The following is an 18,434-nucleotide window of genomic DNA, read 5'->3' on the forward strand; positions in this document are numbered from 1 at the left end:
TTGGCGGCAGGGCAAGGTTGTTGATCGCTATCGGAATTGTCTGTTTGTCCTGGCAGGTCCTGAGAAGCAGGTTATGCTGAATAGTGTTAGGTGAATGTTTTAGCCTGTTTTAAATCGAGGATTAAATAGCATTAATTGCTAATGGAGAAAATTATGAACAAGACTGCCGCAATCTTTTCTGCCTGTGTAATGACTTTTGCCCTGAGCGCCTGTTCTGGTAACAACTACGTGATGCATACCAATGACGGTCGAACCATCGTCTCTGACGGGAAACCAAAAACCGATAATGAGACCGGGATGATCTCGTATAAGGATGCGAACGGGAACAAGCAGCAGATCAACCGCACTGACGTGAAAGAGATGGTTGAGCTTGATAAATAAGGAAATTTAGACCAAAAAAAAGCACCGCAAATAGGCGGTGCTACATTAATCACTATGGACAGACAGGGTAAATGTACAGGAAGTGAAAAAAGGGTAGCTTCGCTACCGTGATCTGAATTGCAGACCAATTGCAAACACAACAACACAACATCACAACCGTAAGCCAAAAGCCCTTCAGAACACGCATTCCAAAAAAAGCTTTTCGTTCCGGCTCAGGAAGTGCCGCCACTATAGGTATTTGCTGGTAGTTCCTCAACGGACAAATTATAATGGCTCAGATAAAAAAAACTAATAGGTTAAACGTTGTTTCCTATGTGTTAAATACCTTTAACATCTAAGCCTGATAACCATGTCGAAGCGATTACCACCCCTCAATGCATTACGAGTTTTTGATGCCGCAGCGCGCCATCTGAGCTTCACGCGCGCGGCCGATGAGCTTTTTGTGACGCAGGCCGCAGTAAGTCATCAAATCAAGTCTCTCGAGGATTTCCTGGGGCTTAAGCTGTTCCGTCGCCGCAACCGTTCGCTGCTTCTGACGGAAGAAGGGCAGAGCTATTTTCAGGATATCAAAGACATTTTTTCTCAGCTCACCGAGGCCACGCGCAAACTTCAGGCGCGAAGTGCAAAAGGGGCGCTGACGGTCAGTTTATTGCCCAGTTTTGCCATTCATTGGCTGGTGCCAAGACTCTCTAGCTTTAACTCAGCTTATCCGGGAATCGACGTCAGGATCCAGGCGGTCGACCGTCAGGAAGACAAACTGGCGGATGACGTCGACGTGGCGATTTTTTATGGTCGCGGCAACTGGCCAGGCTTGCGTGTTGAAAAATTATACGCAGAATATCTCCTGCCGGTGTGCTCACCGCTGCTGCTGACCGGTGACAAAGCGTTGAAAACGCCTGCCGATCTGGCGCAACATACGCTTTTACACGATGCTTCTCGCCGCGACTGGCAAACTTATACCCGCCAGTTGGGTCTTAATCATATTAATGTGCAGCATGGCCCCATCTTTAGCCACAGTGCGATGGTGTTACAGGCTGCCATACACGGACAGGGCGTGGCGTTGGCCAACAACGTGATGGCGCAGTCCGAAATTGAGGCAGGCCGCCTGGTCTGCCCGTTTAATGATGTTCTGGTCAGTAAGAATGCGTTTTATCTGGTTTGTCATGACAGTCAGGCAGAACTGGGTAAAATAGCCGCCTTCCGGCAGTGGATACTGGCGAAGGCGGCACATGAGCAAGAAAAATTCCGCTTTCGTTACGAATGATCATCTCTTTTGTGTGCCGGGCACGCATAACTTTTAGGACAGACACATGACCAGCCGTTTCATGCTGATTTTTGCCGCGGTGAGTGGCTTTATTTTTGTCGCACTGGGCGCGTTTGGCGCGCACGTGTTAAGCAAGTCCTTAGGGGTTGTTGAAATGGGCTGGATCCAGACCGGCCTTGAATATCAGGCGTTTCACACGCTGGCCATCTTTGGCCTCGCGGTGGCGATGCAGCGCCGGATTAGCATCTGGTTCTACTGGAGCAGCGTGTTTCTCGCGCTCGGAACCGTACTGTTTAGCGGCAGCTTGTACTGCCTCGCACTGTCACATTTGCGCCTGTGGGCGTTTGTTACACCCGTCGGCGGCGTCAGTTTCCTCGCCGGGTGGGTATTGATGTTTATCGGAGCTATCCGTCTGAAACGCAGGGGCGTTGTTCATGAGTAAGGTTGTTTTATATTGTCGCCCGGGGTTTGAGAAAGAGTGCGCCGCGGAAATTACGGACAAAGCGTCACGTCTGGACGTCTTCGGCTTTGCCCGCGTTAAAGAGCACTCGGGCTATGTGGTCTTCGAGTGCTATCAGCCTGATGATGCGGATAAGATCGTCAGCAAGTTACCCTTCAGCTCGTTGATTTTCGCCCGTCAGATGTTTGCCGCGGGCGAGCTGCTGACCGATTTGCCGCCAGACGATCGTATTGCCCCGATCTCCGGCATGCTGCAGGGCGTGGTTGAGAAGGGCGGCGATCTGCGCGTTGAAGTCGCGGATACCAACGAAAGCAAAGAGCTGATGAAGTTCTGCCGCAAATTCACCGTTCCGCTGCGCGCCGCGCTGCGTGAGGTGGGCGTGCTGACAAACTATGAGACGCCAAAGCGCCCTGTGGTGCATGTCTTCTTTATCGCCCCTGGCTGCTGTTATACCGGGTATTCCTACACGACGAACAACTCGCCGTTTTACATGGGCATCCCGCGCCTTAAGTTCCCGTCCGATGCGCCAAGCCGTTCAACGCTGAAACTGGAAGAGGCGTTCCACGTCTTTATTCCGGCCGACGAGTGGGATGAGCGCCTGGCGAACGGCATGTATGCCGTGGATCTGGGGGCTTGCCCTGGCGGCTGGACCTATCAGCTGGTGAAGCGCAACATGTGGGTTTCATCTGTCGATAACGGCCCGATGGCGCAAAGCCTGATGGATACCGGGCAGGTGACCTGGCTGCGTGAAGATGGTTTCCGCTATCGCCCGACCCGCAACAACATCACCTGGATGGTGTGCGATATGGTGGAGAAACCGGCGAAAGTGGCTGCGCTGATGGCTTCCTGGCTGGTAAACGGCTGGTGTCGTGAGACGATCTTCAACCTCAAGCTGCCGATGAAAAAGCGCTACGAAGAGGTGTCCCAGAACCTGGCGTATATTCAGGAGCAGCTGAATGCGCAGGGCATCAACGCCGAAATTCAGGCGCGTCAGCTGTACCATGACCGTGAAGAAGTGACGGTCCATGTTCGCCGCTGGTGGGCTGCGGTTGGTGGTCGTCGCGACGAGCGATAGTGCCTGTTGTTGTGCCCGGTGGCGCTTCGAGGTAAAAGCAAAACGGTAACCCTGGTTACCGTTTTTTATGTTTTCACCCTCTCCCTGTGGGAGAGGGCGGGGTGAGGGCATCAGACCGCAGAGGGGAAACTGTGCCGACCGGCAAATAACTTCGCTGAGCTTACCGCTCCAGCCTTAACTGCTGCAAATTCCCGTCTAACTGTAAATCCGTCTGTAACCGCGCCACGTCCCGGCAGATAAATGCCATCTCTTTGTGCGACTCCAGCTTCTTGCGCCACTTCTCGGGGACCTCTTCCAGATGGGCGTAAATCCCCTCCAGATCCTGAAAATCCGTTAACAGCTGGGCTGCGCTTTTGGGGCCAATCCCGGCGACGCCTGGTACTTTTGAGCTGCTGATCCCGGCAAGTCCCCAGTAATCCGGCAACTGCTGCGGTGAGACGCCAAATTCGCTGGCGATAAACGGCGCATCCAGCCAGCGTTTTTGGAAGTAATCCCGGATGCGAATAGTCGGGGAAAGCAGCTGGCAGTAGCCTTTATCCGTGGAGACAATGGTGGCCTGATGTCCGGCCCCCGCGACTTTTACCGCCAGGGTGGCGGCTAAATCGTCGGCTTCGTTGCCATGAGCGCCCCAGCACGGCACGCCACGTTGCTCAAAGGCGGCGCGAATGGCGGGCATTTCTGCATGCAGATCCTCTGGCATCGGGGCGCGTCCGGCTTTGTAGTCCGGTAAACGCTGATGACGCCAGCCGGTATTACGCGCTTCATCGTCGAACACGGCGACCACGTGCGTGGGCTGGCTGTGGCGAATCAGCTGCTCCAGCGCGTGCAGACAGGTGTCCTTACAGGGCGTGCCTTGCACCGCATGAATACGGCGAATCAGGTTGAGCGCGTCGACAATAAGCAAATGAACAGCCACAGATAATCTCCCTTCTGTTGATGAATAAAGGGTAACACTGTCAGCAGGATGAAACTACGAGAGGAGAGGGAATTGGGAAGGCGCCTCGCAAAAGCGAGGCGCACAGTTTTAATCGCAGGTGACGATCTTCATGGCCAGTCCGCCGCGCGAGGTTTCGCGGTATTTGGCATTCATATCTTTCCCTGTCTCGTACATGGTTTCGATAACCTTATCGAGACAAACACGCGGCTCGCTGGTACGGCGCAGGGCCATACGTGCGGCGTTGACCGCTTTCACGGAAGCAATCGCGTTACGCTCGATACACGGCACCTGTACCTGCCCGGCAACCGGGTCGCAGGTCAGTCCGAGGTTATGTTCCATGCCGATTTCCGCCGCGATACAGACCTGCGTTGGGCTACCGCCCAGCAGCTCCGTCAGGCCCGCCGCCGCCATGGAACAGGCCACGCCGACTTCGCCCTGGCAGCCCACTTCGGCACCGGAGATCGACGCGTTCATCTTGTACAGCGAGCCAATCGCACTGGTGACCAGCAGATAGCGCGCCAGCGAGTTAGCGTTCACTTCGCGGATGAATTTGTCGTAGTACGCCAGAACCGCCGGAACGATACCGCACGCGCCGTTAGTCGGCGCAGTGACCACGCGTCCGCCAGCGGCGTTTTCTTCGTTAACCGCCAGCGCGAACATGTTGATCCAGTCCACGACCGCCATCGGGTCGGTTGTGGTTTTGTCGGTGCTTACCAGCATACGACGCAATGCAGCAGCACGACGCGGGACGCGCAGTTTGCCCGGCAGAACGCCTTCGGTGGTGATCCCGCGCTCGATACCGCCGCGCATCACATCCCAGACGTTTTTGAAGTGCTGCTCCAGCTCTTCTTTGCTGTGCAGCGCCAGCTCGTTTTTCATCATCAGGCCGGAGAGTGACAGACCGGTTTCCTCACAATGACGCTGTAAATCTGCCGCATTTTTATACGGATAAGGCACCGCAACGGAGGAGTCGCTGGCCAGACCAAAGTGGTCTTCGTCGACGATAAAACCGCCGCCGATGGAGTAATAAGTTTGGCTGTAAATCGCCGTTTCGCCTGCCAGGGCGGTGATTCGCATCCCGTTCTCGTGCAGGGAGAGGTTGTCGGCATGGAAGTTCATGCACTTATCAACCGGGAATTCGACCTCATGCTCGCCGTTTGCCAGCAGCAGGCGGCCATGGGTATTCACGTCCTGAATGAATCCAGGGATTGAATCAATATCAACGGAATCCGGCAGGTTCCCCGCCAGGCCCATGATAATGGCGATGTCAGTATGGTGGCCTTTGCCCGTCAGGGACAGAGAGCCGTACACATCTACAACCACGCGCGTGACGTCGTGCAGAATGCCGCGTGAAATCAAGTCATCCGTGAATTGTTTACCGGCTTTCATTGGCCCGACAGTATGAGAGCTGGAAGGTCCAATACCGATTTTGAAGATATCGAATACGCTAATCATGATGCGTCCATGGCTATCAGTCAGAGGAGGAGTGCGCCGTCCGAAGACGGCGCAGGAGGTATTAGCTGAACAGAGAGAAGAAAATCGCGGAGATGGCAATCAGGCCCATAATCACAACGAAGACGTTGCTGATATGGCCGCTGTATTTACGCATTGCCGGGACTTTCTGAATCGCGTACATCGGCATCAGGAACAGAATCATCGCGATGATTGGGCCGCCCAGGGTTTCGATCATGCCGAGGATGCTCGGGTTCATGGTCGCAACAGCCCAGGTGGTCAACAGCATGAACAGGGCAGTGATTTTGTTCAGTTTGTTGATTTCAATGGTTTTGCCTTTACCGCGCAGGGATTTAATCACCATACCGTTAAAGCCTTCACGTGCGCCCAGGTAGTGGCCGAGGAAGGATTTGGTGATAGCGATAATCGCGATGATTGGCGCCATCCAGGCAATCAGCGGTGCGTTAAAGTGGTTAGCCAGGTAAGACAGAATCGAGATGTTCTGCGCTTTCGCCGCGGCCAGGTCTGCCGGGGAGAGGCTCAGTACGCAGCTGAACACGAAGAACATCACGGTGATAACCATCATGATGTGAGCGCGGGCCAGGATGCTGGAACATTTTTTCTCTGCGCCCTGACCGTACTCTTCACGTTTCGCGACGGCGAAAGAGGAGATGATCGGGGAGTGGTTGAAGGAGAAGACCATTACCGGAATCGCCAGCCACAGAGTCATCCACAGGCCGTTACCGGTGGCAGATGCGCTGCTCAGGGACAGAGTTTCCAGCGCTGCGCCGTTCCACTGTGGAACCAGGTAGAACGCCAGCACCATCAGGGCAATCACGAACGGGAAGACCAGCACGCTCATCGCCTTAACAATCATCTGCTCGCCGAAACGAACGATGGTCATCATGCCGACAATCAGGATCAGAGACAGAATCGCACGCGGTGGCGGCGTCATGTGCAGCTGGTGCGTCATGAAGCTTTCAACGGTGTTAGTAATCGCCACGCTATAAACCAGCAGAATCGGGTAAATCGCGAAGAAGTAGAGCAGGGTAATCAGTTTACCTGCGCCGACGCCAAAGTGTTCTTCAACCACTTCGGTGATGTCTTCGCCAGGGTTTTTACCGGACAGCACAAAACGGGTCAGGCCGCGGTGTGCAAAGTAAGTCATCGGGAAAGCAATGATAGCCATGATGATCAGCGGAATCAGACCGCCAACGCCTGCGTTGATAGGCAGGAACAGGACACCCGCGCCGATTGCTGTACCGTACAGGCCCAGCATCCACATGGTGTCCGTTTTGCGCCATCCACTTCGGGATTCTGTCGAAGCAATGGTGCTGGTTTGAGTGGTTTCCATCTATTTCTCCTGGAGGAAGCAATTTGTCAGGCTTTTTAGTCAATTCCGATGAAAAATGGCCTGACGGTAATATGAAATTCGTTCAATGACGGTTTTTTTATAATTTTTGCCCGTAACTATTGGCGGGCGGAAAGATACATTTAAGTGATGAATGTATCAGTGATCCTGATCCCAAATGCAATAATCCACTTTTGAAGTGGGCATATTTAGACCAAAAAACTGTTAATAAAACGTCAAAGCGGATTTACGGGCGCGAAGGCTACCATTAACGACATACGGCGTGAAAGCTCAGACGGTGAGATACGTGGGTTTCGCTGCAAAGATGGTGATTTTTAGTTTTTTCTTGCAGTTAATTTAGATTAAGGCTGATAAACCACGGTCGCAAAATGCAGGTAATCGTTTGCGTGGTGAATGGAATTGTAAATAAGATAAGTAATATCTATGTTTTATCAGCAGAAATTAAAAAGCCGGGGGATCCCCGGCTTAAACATGAAGTGAAATTTGCGGTCAGGCACAGATCTCGTAGCACGGGATATAGGCTGAACCGGGCAACTTCATACGATGCTGGGCGACAAAGCCCTGCAGAAGATCATCCATGCGGCGCATCATCTCGCTGTCGCCGTGGATTTTGTAAGGGCCGTGCTCTTCGATGGCGCGAATGCCCACCTCTTTGACGTTACCGGCCACGATGCCGGAGAACGCGCGACGCAGATCCGCCGCCAGCACTTCCACCGGTTGATCCGGATACAGTTTCAGGTTCGCCATGTTTTCATGGGACGGCTCAAATGGCTTCTGCAGATCCGGCGCAATGCGAATCGACCAGTTAAAGCTGTAGGCATCCCCCGTATCACGACGGTTCTCTTTCACCAGCGGCATCGCCTTTTTCATCTGACGCGCCACTTCAGCCGCATCGTCAATGATGATGCGATAGTGGCTACGCGCCGCTTCACCTAAGGTGTGAACGATAAACTCATCCAGCACGCGGAAGTAATCGGCGCTCTCTTTTGGCCCGGTGAGGATCAGCGGTAAGACCTGATTTTTGTTCGCCGGGTTCATCAGAATACCCAGCAGATACAGCAGCTCTTCCGCCGTGCCGACGCCGCCCGGGAAGATGATGATTCCGTGGGCAATGCGCACGAAGGCTTCGAGACGCTTTTCGATATCCGGCATGATGATAAGCTCATTCACCAGCGGGTTCGGCGGCTCTGCAGCAATGATGGACGGTTCCGTCATCCCGATGAATCGGCCCTCTTTGTAGCGCTGCTGGGCGTGACCCACGGCTGCGCCTTTCATCGGTGCTTCCATCGCACCCGGACCGCAGCCGGTGCAGATGTTCAGTTCGCGCAGACCCAGTTGAGTCCCCACGCGGCGGGCGTAGAGATATTCGGTTTCATTGATGGAGTGACCACCCCAGCAGACCACCATGTTCGGCGCTTCGCCGACGTGCAGGGCGCGGGCGTTGCGCAGAATGGAGAAGACCAGGTTAGTCATGTGTGCCGAGCTTTCCAGGTTCAGGTGCTGGAAGCGCCCGGCATTGTGAATTTGTCCGTTAACAAACAGGATGTCGCGTAGCACGGCGAACAGGTTGGCCTGCAGGGAGCGGATGATTCGCCCGTCGACAAAGGCCTCTTCCGGCGGATTAATGACTTCAAGCTTCACGCCGCGTTCGCGACGCAATACGTTGATATCAAAGCTTTCAAAGCGTGACAGCAGCTCTTTACTGTTATCTGTCAGGCTTCCGGAGTTCAGAACGGCAAGGGAACAGTTACGAAACAGTTGATACAGGTCACTGCTGGCCGTGCGTTTAAGCATGTCCACTTCCAGCTGCGACAACATATCCATTGAGCCAAGCGGGCTAATATGTGTAATCAAGTGAGCTCCTTACGGGATGAAGATCTTCTTTCCCTGTTGATTACAATAGCCCTGGCTTATGACGTTTCACAACCTTAGACGCGGAATAGAGTACGCATATTTAATAAATATTTACTGACGAACCAACCGTTCGGTCGCCGGAACAAAGTCCGTGTTGGTGCGCCACGGGTTAATGTCCAGCCCGCCGCGACGGGTGTAACGCGCGTAAACGCTCAGTTTCTCAGGCTGGCAGAAGCGCTGGATATCATTGAAGATGCGCTCGACGCACTGCTCGTGAAACTCGTTGTGATGGCGGAATGAGACCAGATAACGCAGCAGTTTTTCACGGTCGATTTTCGGGCCGCGATACTGAATTTGCACGGAGCCCCAGTCTGGCTGGTGGGTGATCAGGCAGTTGGATTTCAGCAGGTGGCTGACCAGCGTCTCTTCAACCACTTTTTCGCCCGCGGCATTTTGCAGGTAGTCGGTGCTGAACTCGTAGCTGTCGATGGCGATATCCTGATCGTCGATACAGGTGCCGTGAAAATGCGCGACCGGCTGGCCTTCCAGCTCATGCAGGCGATACAGCGCCACCGTCACGTTGCCCTGTGCGCAGGCGCTCAGATCGCGTTCCAGCGTGCGCTGCACTTCGTCCCAGGAGTCAAACCGCGTCTGGTTAAAGCTGTTGAGATAGAGCTTAAAGCTTTTGGATTCCACCAGATTCACGCTGGCGTAATCCAGCTCCACGTGGCCGACCGCGACCTGCGGCAGACCGCGCGCATTCAGCCAGGAGAGTTCGTACAGCGTCCAGATATCGCCGCCGACGAAGGGCAGCGCATCGGCGGTCAGCCCCAGCGGATCGCGGTTCAGACTGCGCGGAACCCCCTGCAGCAGGGTGGCGTCATAGATGTCGCGGTAGGCGGTCGATTTGCCGAGCGTTAAGCCGGATAACGCCTGATGATTTTCGTAAGACATGTTTCATTGTCACTTTGCAGGTAAACTATAGGCACAAGTTTATCCTGTCTTACGTGAAGAGAGAAATCGGTGGATATCGAGACTGCAAATGCCCTGACGGCGTTCACTACGCGCTATTGCGATGCCTGGCATCAACAGAATGAAACCTGGCCGCAAAGTGAAGAGTTATACGGCGTCCCGTCACCGTGCATCATCACGACGCTCGACGACAAAATCATCTGGCAGCCGCAGCCCTTCACGCTGGAGCAGAATGTAAATGCGGTTGAGCGCGCCATGGACATCGTGGTACAACCTGCCGTTCATGCGTTTTACACCACACAATTTGCCGGGGATATGCGCGCCCGTTTCGGGAATGAAACGATGACCCTGCTGCAGACCTGGAGCGAAGAGGATTTCCAGCGCGTTCAGGAGAACCTGATCGGTCATCTGGTGACGCAAAAACGCCTGAAGCTTGCACCGACTCTGTTTATCGCCACCCTCGACAGCGAACTGGATGTGATCGCCGTCTCTAACCTGAATGGCGAAGTGATCAAAGAGACGCTCGGCACCCGCAAACGCGATGTTCTCGCCCCTTCACTTGCGGATTTCCTGAATCAACTCGACCCTGTTTTGTAATCCTTTGACCTACAGCGTTTGTGAGAGATCTCTTACAAGGTTTGTGAGAGATCGCCGAAATTCATTGGCAGCATTAGCGCGTTTATTAGTTAAAAATCTATTAGTTTCAGTGTGTTGAATCTTTAAATCCTCACTTTTACCGAATTAATGAGTTCGGTAATTCTGTGAGCGTGGGTTGTAAGACGAAGCTTAATAAGGGATTCTATGTCCGTCGACAGGATGACGACACGAGAGACGAACATCAGGATGATGACGTTTCTCACACAGGACACGTCAGGATGGCGCAACAGGAAGGCTTCAGGATTGAAGCAAAAGGAACACGCAGGACGCGTAAAGGACACCTCCAGGACGGAGAATGAGAACCGGACATGATGCCCGGTGGGTCAGGAAGGCCAGGACGTTTCAGGATGAAACAATCACATCAGGATGATGTGAGCAGGATGCGCGGTTACGGACGATCAGGCCTCACGGCCACTGGAAAAGTTGTCACGGACGAGCAGGGAGCACAAATTGTAGCTGGATTGCTGCGGAACGAACCGGGAGCACTGTTTATACAGTGCTCCCTTTTTTTATTTCTGCGCCCCGGAATGCTATGCTGCGCGCCGTTCAGTTTTTCCGTTGAGGTTTTTATGACGCATAACGACAGCGTTCGTGCCCAGTTGCACGCCATCGAAGCTCTGTTGCGCCACCATCAGCTGTGGCAGGAAACGGCGCCGCAGCCAGAGGCATTCGAAAGCACCCAGCCTTTCTGCCTCGACACCCTTGAGCCCTTTGAGTGGCTGCAGTGGGTGCTTATCCCGCGTCTGCATGCCCTGCTGGACGGGGGTTATCCGCTCCCGCACGATTTTGCCGTCGCCCCGTATTACGAAATGGCGCTGGATGCCCAGCATCCGGTGCGCGAAGTCGTGCTGATCGAACTGCAACGTCTGGACACGCTCTTTTCCGGCGGCCAGGCATGACCATTGAGATCCTCTACCAGGATGAGTGGCTGGTCGCAGTCAATAAGCCGTCGGGCTGGCTGGTTCACCGTAGCTGGCTGGATCGCGATGAGAAAGTGGTGGTGATGCAGACCGTGCGCGACCAGATTGGTCAGCACGTGTTTACCGTTCATCGTCTCGACAGACCCACCTCTGGCGTACTGCTGATGGGGCTTTCCAGCGAGGCCGGGCGTCTGTTGTCCCAGCAGTTCGAACAGCATCAGATTCGAAAACGCTATCACGCCATCGTACGCGGCTGGCTAATGGATGAAGCGACCCTTGATTATCCTTTGGTCGAAGAGCTGGATAAAATCGCCGATAAATTTGCCCGCGACGATAAAGAGCCGCAGCCTGCGGTGACCGATTATCGCGGTCTGGCGACGGTCGAAATGCCTGTTGCCACCGGAAAATTTCCGACCACCCGCTACGGTCTGGTTGAACTCGAGCCGCATACCGGGCGCAAGCATCAGCTGCGCCGTCATCTCTCCCATCTGCGTCACCCGATCATCGGCGACAGCAAGCACGGCGATTTGCGCCAGAACCGCAGCGCCGCGGAACATTTCGGCTGCAACCGCCTGATGCTGCACGCCAGCCAACTGAGCCTGACCCATCCGTTTACCGGCGAGCCGCTGGTGATCCGCGCGGGGCTGGATGACGTCTGGATGCAGGCGCTGTCACAGTTTGGCTGGATGGGACAACTCCCCGAAAATGAAAGGGTTGAGTTTGTGGCGAGCAACGTTCAGGATGAACAGCAATAGCGATAATGAAGGGAGTGAAGCATGGCTGAAGTAGGCATTTTTGTCGGCACAATGTACGGTAATTCGCTGCTGGTGGCCGAAGAGGCCGAAGCGATCCTGATTGGTCAGGGGCACAAAGCGACGGTCTACGAAGATCCGGAGCTCGCCGACTGGGAAAAATACAAAGATCAGTACGTTCTGGTGGTGACATCCACAACCGGGCAGGGCGATCTGCCGGACAGCATCGTGCCGCTCTTCCAGGCCATCAAAGACAAACTGGGTTATCAGCCGGACACGCGCTACGGCATTATTGCCCTCGGTGACAGCAGCTACGCCAATTTCTGCGGCGGCGGTAAGCAGTTCGATGCCCTGCTGCAGGAGCAAAGCGCGCAGCGCATCGGTAAGATGCTGATGATCGACGCCGGTGAACACCCGGAGCCAGAAAGCCAGTCCAATCCGTGGGTTGAGCAGTGGGGCTCATTGCTCAACTGACCCTTTGCCCGGTGGCGCTTCGCTTACGCGGGCCTACGGTTTTGTAGGCCGGGTAAGGCGCAGCCGCCACCCGGCAATCAAGCTCACACTCTTCCCCATTTTCGTGAACCATCTTCCACTCCCCTGGGCTTTTGCCACAAACAACCTCTGACCTGCCCGCCAATGTTGTGGTGATGCACGGTGAGGGAGCGGCCTCCCCTTACATATACTTTCCCCGTCAGTTACTAAAAATGCAGTCAGAGACAATAAAACGGCGCCGTTATTTCAGGAAAGCCGTACCAACACTGCAAAACACTAACCTCTCATTCTGATTACCCTACAGGTTATGTCGTACAGAATGAACCTGGCGTAAGCCAAGATTCAGGAGTGCAACAATGAGTACATTAAGCCAAGCGGCGAGCAGCGCTGAGAAGCGCACCAATGCTCGCTACTGGATAGTGGTGATGCTGTTTATCGTCACGTCCTTCAACTATGGCGACCGCGCCACGCTGTCGATTGCCGGTTCCGAAATGGCAAAAGATATCGGCCTCGATCCGGTCGGCATGGGGTACGTCTTCTCCGCATTCTCATGGGCCTACGTGATTGGCCAAATCCCTGGCGGCTGGCTGCTCGACCGTTTCGGCTCGAAACGCGTCTACTTCTGGTCCATTTTTATCTGGTCGATGTTTACCCTGCTGCAGGGCTTCGTCGATATCTTCAACGGCTTCGGCATCATCGTTGCACTCTTCACCTTACGATTCCTCGTTGGTCTGGCGGAAGCGCCGTCCTTCCCTGGCAACAGCCGCATCGTCGCGGCCTGGTTCCCGGCGCAGGAGAGGGGCACTGCGGTGGCGATTTTTAACTCCGCACAGTATTTCGCCACGGTGATCTTCGCCCCGATCATGGGCTGGCTGACCCACGAGGTGGGCTGGTCGCACGTCTTCTTCTTCATGGGTGGACTCGGGATCATCATCAGCTTTGTCTGGCTGAAAGTGATCTACGAACCCAATCAACATCCGGGCGTGAACAAGAAAGAGCTGGAGTACATCGCCGAAGGTGGCGCGCTGATCAACATGGATCTGAAAAGCGATAAAGCCAAAGTACCCTTCAGCCAGAAGTGGGCGCAAATCAAACAGCTGATTGGCTCGCGGATGATGATCGGCATCTATCTCGGGCAGTACTGCATCAACGCCTTAACCTACTTCTTCATCACCTGGTTCCCGGTTTATCTGGTGCAGGCGCGCGGCATGTCGATTCTGAAAGCGGGCTTTGTCGCCTCGGTTCCGGCGGTGTGTGGCTTTATCGGCGGCGTGCTGGGTGGGGTGATCTCCGACTGGCTGATGCGCCGCACCGGTTCGCTGAATATCGCGCGTAAAACGCCAATTGTGCTGGGCATGCTGCTCTCCATGACGATGGTGTTCTGTAACTACGTCAACGCCGAGTGGATGATTATCGGCTTTATGGCGATGGCCTTCTTCGGCAAAGGCATCGGCGCGCTGGGCTGGGCGGTGATGGCGGATACCGCACCGAAAGAGATCAGCGGTCTCAGCGGCGGGCTGTTCAACATGTTCGGCAACATTTCCGGCATCGTTACCCCGATCGCCATCGGCTATATCGTCGGCACCACCGGCTCCTTCAACGGCGCGCTGATTTACGTCGGCGTCCATGCTCTGGTGGCGGTCCTCAGCTATCTGGTGCTGGTGGGCGATATCAAACGCGTTGAACTCAAACCGGTCGCGGGGCGTGCATGATGAATACTCAATCAAGTCCAGTGATTACTGATATGCAGGTCATCCCGGTGGCCGGTTACGACAGCATGCTGCTCAATATCGGTGGGGCACATAACGCCTGTTTTACCCGCAACATCGTGGTGCTCACGGACAGCGCCGGAAACACCGGCGTGGGTGAAGCGCCGGGCGGGGAAGTGATCCTCCAGACGTTGCAGAACGCCATTCCGATGGTCGTCGGCCAGCAGATTGCGCGCCTGAACAAAGTGGTGCAGCAGGTCCACAAAGGTAATCAGGCCGCCGATTTTGATACCTTCGGCAAAGGGGCCTGGACGTTTGAGCTGCGGGTGAACGCCGTGGCGGCGCTTGAAGCGGCGCTGCTGGATTTGCTTGGCAAAGCGCTGAACGTGCCGGTGTGCGAACTGCTGGGGCCGGGTAAACAGCGCGACGCGGTCACCGTGCTCGGGTATCTGTTCTACGTGGGCGATCGCACGAAAACCGATCTGCCGTATCTGTCCGAAACGCCGGGGAATCACGACTGGTATCGCCTGCGCCATCAGGAAGCCCTTTCCAGCGAGGCGGTGGTGCGCCTGGCCGAGGCGGCGCAGGATCGCTACGGTTTTAAAGATTTCAAACTGAAAGGCGGTGTTCTGCCTGGCGAGCAGGAGATCGACAGCGCCCGCGCCCTGAAAAAACGCTTCCCGGATGCGCGGATCACCGTCGATCCGAACGGGGCCTGGCTGCTGGACGAGGCGATTTCGCTGTGCAAAGGGCTGAACGACGTCCTCACTTACGCGGAAGATCCGTGCGGAGCCGAGCAGGGCTTCTCCGGTCGCGAGGTGATGGCCGAGTTCCGCCGCGCGACGGGGCTGCCGGTGGCAACCAATATGATCGCCACCAACTGGCGCGAAATGGGCCATGCGGTCATGCTCAATTCAGTGGATATTCCGCTGGCCGATCCGCACTTCTGGACGCTCTCCGGCGCGGTGCGTGTCGCGCAGCTGTGCGACGACTGGGGCCTGACCTGGGGCTGTCACTCGAACAACCATTTCGATATTTCGCTCGCGATGTTCACCCACGTTGGGGCCGCGGCGCCGGGCACACCAACGGCTATCGATACGCACTGGATCTGGCAGGAGGGCGACGCGCGCCTGACCAAAAATCCGCTGGAGATTAAAGACGGCAAGATTGCCGTACCGGATGCGCCGGGGCTGGGCGTCGAGCTGGACTGGGATCAGATCCACAAGGCGCACGAGCTGTACAAGACGCTGCCAGGCGGCGCGCGCAATGACGCGGGCCCAATGCAGTATCTCGTTCCCGGCTGGACATTTGACCGCAAACGCCCGGCGTTCGGTCGCCACTAATCAAAAGGATTGCACGATGAACACGTTTTCTACTCCTGTTGTTACGTCCATGCAGATTGTTCCCGTCGCGGGCCACGACAGCATGCTGATGAACCTGAGCGGTGCCCATGCTCCGTTCTTCACCCGCAACATTGTGATTATCAAAGACAACTCCGGCCACACGGGTGTGGGTGAAATCCCAGGCGGCGAGAAGATCCGCAAAACCCTGGAAGACGCCATCCCGCTGGTGGTGGGCAAAACCCTTGGCGAATACAAAAATGTCTTAAACGCCGTGCGCGGTACTTTTGCCGACCGCGATGCGGGCGGGCGCGGGCTGCAAACCTTCGATCTGCGCACCACCATTCACGTGGTGACCGGGATCGAAGCCGCGATGCTGGATCTGCTGGGTCAACACCTGGGCGTTAACGTCGCCTCGCTGCTGGGCGAAGGTCAACAGCGCAGCGAAGTCGAAATGCTCGGCTATCTGTTCTTCGTCGGCGATCGCAAACTGACTCCGCTGGAGTATCAGAGTCAGCCGGATGAAAAATGCGACTGGTATCGCCTGCGTCACGACGAAGCCATGACGCCGGATGCGGTGGTACGGCTGGCGGAAGCGGCCTACGAAAAATATGGCTTTAACGATTTCAAACTGAAGGGCGGCGTACTGGCGGGCGAAGAAGAGGCCGAGTCGATTGTCGCGCTGGCGAAACGCTTCCCGCAGGCGCGCGTGACCCTCGATCCGAACGGAGCCTGGTCACTCAATGAAGCGATTGGCATCGGCAAACAGCTGAAAGGCGTGCTGGCGTATGCAGAAGATCCGTGCGGGGCAGAGCAGGGCTTCTCCGGGCGTGAAGTGATGGCCGAGTTCCGCCGCGCAACCGGTCTGCCGACGGCGACCAACATGATTGCCACCGACTGGCGTCAGATGGGCCACACGCTGTCGCTGCAGTCCGTCGATATCCCGCTGGCGGACCCGCACTTCTGGACCATGCAGGGCTCCGTGCGCGTGGCGCAGATGTGCCATGAGTTCGGCCTGACCTGGGGCTCGCACTCCAACAACCACTTTGATATTTCGCTGGCGATGTTCACCCACGTAGCCGCCGCCGCACCGGGCAACATTACCGCTATCGATACCCACTGGATCTGGCAGGAGGGCAATCAGCGCCTGACCAAACGGCCGTTCGAGATTAAAGGCGGGATGGTGCAGGTGCCGACCACGCCGGGGCTGGGCGTCGAGCTGGATATGGATCAGCTGATGAAAGCGCACGAGCTCTATCAGAAACACGGTCTCGGCGCGCGCGACGACGCGATGGCGATGCAATATCTCATCCCGGACTGGACGTTTAACAACAAGCGCCCGTGCATGGTGCGCTAAGTGTGAATGCCGGTTCCTGCGGGAGTCGGCATTTTTGTTTTCCGCGCGGGTGTATGCTCAATCCAGTCAACAGGCGTAAGGATGGCTTATGAAAATTGTAATCGCACCGGACTCGTACAAGGAGAGTTTGAGTGCTCTTGAGGTGGCGACGGCGATCGAGCAGGGATTTCGCGAGATTTTCCCGGACGCGGACTACGTCAAACTGCCTGTTGCCGACGGCGGCGAAGGGACGGTTGAGGCGATGGTCGCGGCCACGCAGGGCGGCATTATCAAGGTGCGGGTCACGGGGCCATTGGGCGAAAACGCCGAAGGGTTTTACGGATTATCGGGCGACGAGCAGAGCGCATTCATTGAAATGGCGGCAGCGAGCGGCCTGGAGATGGTCGCGCCTTCCTCACGCAATCCGCTAAAAACCACCTCCTGGGGCACGGGCGAACTGATTCGTCACGCTCTGGATGCGGGGGTGAAACATATCATCATCGGCATCGGCGGCAGCGCGACCAACGACGGCGGGGCCGGGATGGTGCAGGCGCTGGGGGCGAAGCTGCTGGATGGTGACGGCAATCCGATTGGTCTCGGCGGCGGCGAGCTGGAAAAGCTGGCGCGCATTGATATCAGCGAGCTGGACTCGCGCCTGGCTGATTGTCGGATTGAAGTGGCCTGCGACGTTACTAATCCGCTGACGGGGGAAGAAGGGGCATCGGCGGTGTTTGGCCCACAGAAAGGGGCGACGCCGGAGATGATCGACAGACTGGATGACGCGTTAACACACTACGCGAAAATCATTGCCCGCGATCTGGATATCGACGTCCTCAATCTTGAAGGCGGCGGGGCGGCCGGCGGTATGGGCGCGGGGCTGTATGCGTTTTGCGGCGCCGAGCTGCGCCAGGGGATCGAGATTGTCACCGACGCGCTGAATCTGGATAAACAAGTTGCTGATGCGGATCTTGTGATTACCGGCGAAGGGCGTATCGACAGCCAGACGATCCACGGCAAAGTCCCCGTTGGCGTGGCGAAGGTGGCTAAACGCTACAACAAGCCGGTGATCGGAATTGCGGGCAGCCTGACGGCGGATGTCGGCGTGGTGCATCAGCACGGGATCGACGCGGTGTTCAGTGTGATTTATAGGGTGTGCACGCTGGAAGAGGCGCTGGAGAGTGCGGCAGTGAATGTGCGGCTGGCGGCGCGGAATATTGCGGCGGTGTTGAAAATGGGGATGGGGTAATTTCCCCTCACCCTAACCCTCTCCCACAGGGAGAGGGGACTGTACGGTGCGGCTTCAACTCCCTCGCCTCGGTTTTCTCCCTCTCCCTGTGGGAGAGATACCGTCTTGTCGGTTATCCGGCAAGCGGTATTTCAGCATTAAATTCTCGTCCGGATTTCACCACGCCATAAGCCAGCTGGAGCAGTTTTCTCATCCCGGCACATACGCGTTCCTTC

17 protein-coding genes are annotated in these 18,434 nt (G+C 55.9%); 12 read left to right on the forward strand and 5 right to left on the reverse strand.

Annotated elements, in window-relative coordinates:
- Positions 1-153: 153 nt before the first annotated feature.
- The 4 genes from QQF33_RS05365 (at position 154) to rlmM (ending at position 3,180) form a co-directional block, all read left to right on the forward strand.
- Positions 154-381, forward strand: a complete 228-nt coding sequence (locus QQF33_RS05365) for a YgdI/YgdR family lipoprotein (protein ID WP_282491558.1) — start codon at positions 154-156, stop codon at positions 379-381.
- Between the two features lie 349 nt (positions 382-730).
- Complete coding sequence (gcvA, locus tag QQF33_RS05370) at positions 731-1,645, forward strand: glycine cleavage system transcriptional regulator GcvA (RefSeq protein WP_095283191.1); 915 nt, start codon at positions 731-733, stop codon at positions 1,643-1,645.
- Positions 1,646-1,691: 46 nt separating this feature from the next.
- The gene (locus QQF33_RS05375) at positions 1,692-2,087 is read left to right on the forward strand and encodes a DUF423 domain-containing protein (RefSeq protein ID WP_095283190.1); all 396 of its coding nucleotides are present in this window, start codon (positions 1,692-1,694) and stop codon (positions 2,085-2,087) included.
- Positions 2,080-3,180, forward strand: a complete 1,101-nt coding sequence (rlmM, locus tag QQF33_RS05380) for a 23S rRNA (cytidine(2498)-2'-O)-methyltransferase RlmM (protein ID WP_282491559.1) — start codon at positions 2,080-2,082, stop codon at positions 3,178-3,180. The genes QQF33_RS05375 and rlmM overlap by 8 nt, the downstream gene beginning before the upstream one ends.
- Positions 3,181-3,340: 160 nt before the next feature.
- Here rlmM and xni read toward each other — a convergent pair whose 3' ends face one another.
- The 5 genes from xni to queF all read right to left on the reverse strand — a co-directional run bounded on the left by xni (position 3,341) and on the right by queF (position 9,749).
- Complete coding sequence (gene xni, locus QQF33_RS05385) at positions 3,341-4,096, reverse strand: flap endonuclease Xni (RefSeq protein WP_285150879.1); 756 nt, start codon at positions 4,094-4,096, stop codon at positions 3,341-3,343.
- Between the two features lie 108 nt (positions 4,097-4,204).
- Entirely contained in the window at positions 4,205-5,572 is a 1,368-nt protein-coding gene (locus QQF33_RS05390) for an L-serine ammonia-lyase (protein WP_285143746.1), read from the reverse strand.
- Between the two features lie 61 nt (positions 5,573-5,633).
- Positions 5,634-6,923 (reverse strand): HAAAP family serine/threonine permease, encoded by a 1,290-nt coding sequence (locus QQF33_RS05395; RefSeq protein ID WP_282492776.1) that lies wholly within the window; start codon positions 6,921-6,923, stop codon positions 5,634-5,636.
- Positions 6,924-7,430: 507 nt separating this feature from the next.
- The gene (ppnN, locus tag QQF33_RS05400) at positions 7,431-8,795 is read right to left on the reverse strand and encodes a nucleotide 5'-monophosphate nucleosidase PpnN (RefSeq protein ID WP_282492777.1); all 1,365 of its coding nucleotides are present in this window, start codon (positions 8,793-8,795) and stop codon (positions 7,431-7,433) included.
- Between the two features lie 111 nt (positions 8,796-8,906).
- The gene (gene queF / locus QQF33_RS05405; protein ID WP_285150878.1) at positions 8,907-9,749 is read right to left on the reverse strand and encodes an NADPH-dependent 7-cyano-7-deazaguanine reductase QueF; all 843 of its coding nucleotides are present in this window, start codon (positions 9,747-9,749) and stop codon (positions 8,907-8,909) included.
- A gap of 69 nt (positions 9,750-9,818) precedes the next feature.
- Here queF and syd point away from each other — a divergent pair, with 69 nt between their 5' ends.
- The 8 genes from syd to QQF33_RS05445 all read left to right on the forward strand — a co-directional run bounded on the left by syd (position 9,819) and on the right by QQF33_RS05445 (position 18,219).
- Complete coding sequence (gene syd, locus QQF33_RS05410; RefSeq protein WP_285150877.1) at positions 9,819-10,364, forward strand: SecY-interacting protein; 546 nt, start codon at positions 9,819-9,821, stop codon at positions 10,362-10,364.
- Positions 10,365-10,993: 629 nt separating this feature from the next.
- Positions 10,994-11,323: a YqcC family protein gene (locus QQF33_RS05415; protein WP_282492780.1), complete on the forward strand. Its 330-nt coding sequence runs from the start codon at positions 10,994-10,996 to the stop codon at positions 11,321-11,323.
- Complete coding sequence (truC, locus tag QQF33_RS05420; protein ID WP_285150876.1) at positions 11,320-12,099, forward strand: tRNA pseudouridine(65) synthase TruC; 780 nt, start codon at positions 11,320-11,322, stop codon at positions 12,097-12,099. The genes QQF33_RS05415 and truC overlap by 4 nt, the downstream gene beginning before the upstream one ends.
- Positions 12,100-12,120: 21 nt before the next feature.
- Positions 12,121-12,570 carry a flavodoxin gene (locus QQF33_RS05425; RefSeq protein WP_285150875.1) on the forward strand — a complete coding sequence of 150 codons (450 nt, stop codon included), beginning with the start codon at positions 12,121-12,123 and terminating at the stop codon, positions 12,568-12,570.
- 374 nt (positions 12,571-12,944) lie between these two features.
- Positions 12,945-14,300, forward strand: a complete 1,356-nt coding sequence (gene gudP, locus QQF33_RS05430; RefSeq protein ID WP_282492783.1) for a galactarate/glucarate/glycerate transporter GudP — start codon at positions 12,945-12,947, stop codon at positions 14,298-14,300.
- The gene (locus QQF33_RS05435) at positions 14,300-15,640 is read left to right on the forward strand and encodes an enolase C-terminal domain-like protein (RefSeq protein ID WP_285157499.1); all 1,341 of its coding nucleotides are present in this window, start codon (positions 14,300-14,302) and stop codon (positions 15,638-15,640) included. The genes gudP and QQF33_RS05435 overlap by 1 nt, the downstream gene beginning before the upstream one ends.
- Before the next feature lie 16 nt (positions 15,641-15,656).
- Positions 15,657-16,994: a glucarate dehydratase gene (gene gudD, locus QQF33_RS05440; RefSeq protein ID WP_285150872.1), complete on the forward strand. Its 1,338-nt coding sequence runs from the start codon at positions 15,657-15,659 to the stop codon at positions 16,992-16,994.
- A gap of 88 nt (positions 16,995-17,082) precedes the next feature.
- On the forward strand, positions 17,083-18,219 hold the full coding sequence (locus tag QQF33_RS05445; RefSeq protein ID WP_285157500.1) for a glycerate kinase: 1,137 nt from the start codon (positions 17,083-17,085) through the stop codon (positions 18,217-18,219).
- Positions 18,220-18,434: the final 215 nt, after the last annotated feature.

The sequence above is a fragment of the Lelliottia wanjuensis genome (assembly GCF_030238365.1).
Classification (GTDB): domain Bacteria; phylum Pseudomonadota; class Gammaproteobacteria; order Enterobacterales; family Enterobacteriaceae; genus Enterobacter; species Enterobacter wanjuensis.